We start from the raw sequence: 4,241 nt of genomic DNA on the forward strand, positions 1-4,241 counted from the left end.
CAGTTTCCGTTCGCGCTCGTCGTCGGAGCCACGGCGAACGCGATTGAACAGCTCCTGCGCTGCAGCATCCGAAAGATTGGCGGTCTCGGCCGTCGGATGGCCATGGTCGGACGAGGTCGCGCCGAAGCTTTTGAAGAAGGCGCGCCGCTGGCGATGCGCATCGAGATAGCCTGCCCAGCTGCCGGTGTCGCAGCCGGTGATCTCGCCGAGCCGGTCGAGATTGGTTGAAAACCCCTCGAAGTCGGGATCGACGACGGCGTCGGGGCGATAAGCGGTGACCACACGGCCCTGCCAGCCGCTGTCGCGGATCATCTGGTGCCATTTGAGATCGTCGAGCGCGCCTTCGGTGGTCGCGATGACCTCGATGTTGAAGCGCTCGAACAGGGCGCGCGGGCGGAAATTCTCCCACTGCAGCAGCGTCGCGATGGCGTCGTAGTGGCGGTCGGCGGTCGCTGCGGTCAGCGGCTCGTCGATGCCGAACAGATCGGCAAGCACATGATCGAACCACAGCCGGGTCGGTGTACCCCGAAACAGATAATAGTGCTCGGCAAAAAGCCGCCAGATCGCCCTGCCGTCGGTCTCGACCGGCGCGCCGTCCAGCGTCGCCACGCCGAGATCCTCAAGGCGGATGCCTTGGCTGAACAGCATGCGGAAAATGTAGTGATCCGGAACGATGAGCAGTTGCGCCGGATCCGGAAAAGGCTCGTTCAGCGCATACCAACGCGGATCGGTGTGGCCATGCGGGCTGACCAGGGGCAGGTCCTTGATCCCGGCATAGAGATCGCGGGCAACCGAGCGCGAATGCGCATCGGCGGGAAACAGCAGATCCGCATCGGTCAGTGGCACGGCAATCCTCCCAGGGCCGCTATCGGTAGGGGCGGCAAGAAATAATGTCAACATACAAAAATTAGGTTGTTGTATGATGACTTTTCGGCCCATTGTGTGGCGGGAAATCGAATGTTACGCCGCTTTGCCGATCCCTGCCGAGGCCACTCATGTCATCCGACCAGACCAGTCGCACCACGACGACCGAACGCCTTTCCACGAAGACGTTGCGCGCACTGCCGGCTTCGATCGCGACGCCTTCGTATGATCGCAGCCGCATCGTCCCGGGCATCGTGCATCTTGGCGTCGGCGCCTTCCATCGCGCCCACCAGGCCGCCTATGTCGACGATTGCCTGGCGGCCGGCGAGACGGATTGGGGCATAACAGGCGTTTCGCTGCGCAGCGCCGACACGCGCGACGCACTCACGCCGCAGGATGGGCTCTACACGCTGGCGATCAGAAGCAGTGGAACCGAAAAACTTCAGGTCATCGGCTCGATTACCGCGATGCTGGTGGCGCCGGAGGATCCGGGCGCGGTACTGGCCGCGCTGACCGATCCGCGCACCCGCATCGTCACGCTTACGATCACCGAAAAGGCCTATCTGAGGGCGGCTGGCGGCGGATTGGACGCTGCTCATCCCGATATCGCCCATGATCTGGCCAATCCGCAGATGCCGAAGACAGCGCATGGTTTCCTGACCGAGGCGCTTGCCCGGCGACGCGCCGCCGGCACGCCGCCCTTTACCGTGCTCTGTTGCGACAATCTGCCGGCCAACGGCGCCACGCTGCATCGGCTGTTGGTTGAATTCGCCCAGTTGCGAGATGCCGGGCTCGCCCAATCGAATGATGTCGGAATTGCCGATCACATCGCCCATCAGGTCGCCTTTCCTTCAAGCATGGTCGACCGCATCGTGCCGGCAACCACCGATGCCGATCGGGCGCGGATCGCTGAAGAACTCGGTGCCGAGGACGCTTGGCCTGTCATGACCGAGCCGTTCTGCCAATGGGTGGTCGAAGACAATTTCCCAGCGGGCCGCCCGGACTGGGAACAGTTCGGCGTCACCATGGTTCGCGACGTCGGCCCGTTCGAGGACATGAAGCTCAGGCTGCTCAACGGCTCGCATTCGGCCATCGCCTATCTTGGCCTGCTCAGCGGTCATGCCACCGTCGACCGCGCCTTCGCCGACCCGGCGATCCGGCAATTCGTCGATGCATTGTGGGCGGAAGCCATCCCGACCCTGCCCGAGGATGCCGGGCTCGACCCGAGCGCTTACACCGCGGAGCTCGCTGAGCGTTTTTCCAACACTGCACTTGCCCACCGTACGGCTCAGATCGCCAATGACGGCAGCCAGAAATTGCCGCAGCGCATCGTCGCTTCCGCCATCGAATGTCTAGAAGCCGGTACCGAGCTGGTCCATCTCACGTTGGTGGTGGCTGCCTGGATCGCTGCTTGCGCCGCACGAGGAAAAACCTTGCCGGAGGGCCATTTCACCGACCCGCTCGACGCGGCGTTGACGGCACTTTTGGGCGAGCAACTGCCGGCGAACGAAACCGTGACCGCTGTGTTCGACCTCGCCGGCTTCGCCAAGGACCATGCCGAGCGCCAGACCTTGATCGAGCTCGTGGCCGTGCATCTCGTCCACCTGCGACGAGACGGCCCGACATTGGCTTTCGCAGCCTTGGGCATTTAAACAAAAAAGCGAGGCAAGGCCCCGCTTTTTACTCTTTCATCGAACCGAATTTCAAGCCGGCAGGATGGCGCCTTCCAGCGTGGTGAGCTGGCTAAGGAACTGTTCCGCCTTGCTGCGAGCCTCGTCGTCCTTGGCATCAGTGGCGTCTTCTTTGGCTTCCTGGATGCGGCGCGCGAGATCGGCGCGGTCGACATCCTTCACCGCGACAGCCGATTCCGCCAGCAGCGTGCAGCCGGCCGGAACGATGTCGGCGAAGCCGCCGAACACCACATAGCGCTCTTCGCCGCCCGCTGCGGTCTTCACGGTGACGACACCCGGCTTGATCGTGGTCATGACCGGCGCGTGATGCGCCATCACGGTCATCTCGCCTTCGGCGCCCGGAATGACGACGGATTCAACCTGCTCGGAAACAAGCAGGCGCTCCGGCGAGACCAGTTCGAACTTGAAAGCTTCAGCCATGATCAATTTAGCGAATAGCGAATAGCGAGCAGCGAGTAGTCAGAAGAAGAATTCGCCGGCCCATATTCCCTATTCGCTACTCCCTATTCGCTATTCGCTTGATTACGCCGCTTCAGCCGCGAGGCGCTGTGCTTTCTCGACCGCTTCCTCGATGCCGCCGACCATGTAGAAGGCAGCTTCCGGAAGGTGATCGTAGTCGCCGTTGCAGAGGCCCTTGAAGCCCTTGATGGTGTCGGCGAGGTCGACCAGCTTGCCCGGCGCGCCGGTGAACACTTCGGCGACGAAGAAGGGCTGCGATAGGAAGCGCTCGATCTTGCGGGCGCGGGCCACGGTCTGCTTGTCTTCTTCCGACAGCTCGTCCATGCCCAGGATGGCGATGATGTCCTGCAGCGACTTGTAGCGCTGGAGGATCGACTGCACCTGGCGCGCGACGCCGTAATGCTCGTCGCCGACGACCAGCGGGTCGAGCATGCGCGAGGTCGAATCCAGCGGATCGACCGCCGGATAGATGCCCTTTTCGGCGATGGCGCGGTTCAGCGTCGTGGTCGCGTCAAGGTGGGCGAACGAGGTCGCCGGCGCCGGATCGGTCAAGTCGTCGGCGGGCACGTAGATCGCCTGCACGGACGTGATCGAGCCCTTGGTGGTGGTGGTGATGCGTTCCTGCAACGCGCCCATGTCGGTGGCGAGCGTCGGCTGATAGCCCACCGCCGACGGGATACGGCCAAGCAGAGCCGACACTTCCGAACCCGCCTGCGTGAAGCGGAAGATGTTGTCGACGAAGAACAGCACGTCCTGGCCCTGGTCGCGGAAATACTCCGCAACCGTCAGGCCGGTCAGGCCGACGCGGGCGCGCGCGCCCGGCGGCTCGTTCATCTGGCCGTAGACGAGCGCGGCCTTGGAGCCTTCGCCGCCGCCCTTCTTGTTGACGCCGGATTCGATGAACTCGTGATACAGATCGTTGCCTTCGCGGGTGCGCTCGCCGACGCCGGCGAACACCGAATAGCCGCCATGCGCCTTGGCGATGTTGTTGATCAGTTCCTGGATCAGCACGGTCTTGCCGACGCCGGCGCCGCCGAACAGGCCGATCTTGCCGCCCTTGGCGTAGGGAGCCAGGAGGTCGAGCACCTTGATGCCGGTGATCAGGATCTGTGCTTCCGTCGACTGCTCGACATAGGTCGGAGCCGGCTGGTGGATGGAGCGCATTTCGATCGCGTCGACCGGGCCTTCTTCGTCGACCGGCTCGCCGATGACGTTGATGATGCGGCC

The 4,241-nt window shown here is 63.4% G+C and carries 4 protein-coding genes; 1 reads left to right on the plus strand and 3 read right to left on the minus strand.

The window, feature by feature from the left end:
• On the minus strand, nt 1-900 hold a 900-nt coding region (locus EN969_RS19045; RefSeq protein WP_164758346.1), incomplete at its 3' end, for a glucuronate isomerase.
• A gap of 95 nt (nt 901-995) precedes the next feature.
• Between EN969_RS19045 and EN969_RS19050 the strand changes: the two genes are divergently transcribed.
• Nucleotides 996-2,516, plus strand: a complete 1,521-nt coding sequence (locus tag EN969_RS19050; protein WP_063169452.1) for a mannitol dehydrogenase family protein — start codon at nt 996-998, stop codon at nt 2,514-2,516.
• 51 nt (nt 2,517-2,567) lie between these two features.
• On the opposite strand, the gene EN969_RS19055 is transcribed toward EN969_RS19050, so the two are convergent.
• Both EN969_RS19055 and atpD read right to left on the minus strand, forming a co-directional pair.
• On the minus strand, nt 2,568-2,975 hold the full coding sequence (locus EN969_RS19055) for a F0F1 ATP synthase subunit epsilon (protein WP_013529039.1): 408 nt from the start codon (nt 2,973-2,975) through the stop codon (nt 2,568-2,570).
• A 102-nt stretch (nt 2,976-3,077) separates the two neighbouring features.
• Nucleotides 3,078-4,241 (minus strand): F0F1 ATP synthase subunit beta (atpD, locus tag EN969_RS19060; RefSeq protein ID WP_127419313.1); only part of this gene is annotated, 1,164 nt, incomplete at its 5' end.

Source organism: Mesorhizobium sp. M7A.F.Ca.CA.003.01.2.1, assembly GCF_003998945.1.
GTDB classification, from domain to species: domain Bacteria; phylum Pseudomonadota; class Alphaproteobacteria; order Rhizobiales; family Rhizobiaceae; genus Mesorhizobium; species Mesorhizobium ciceri.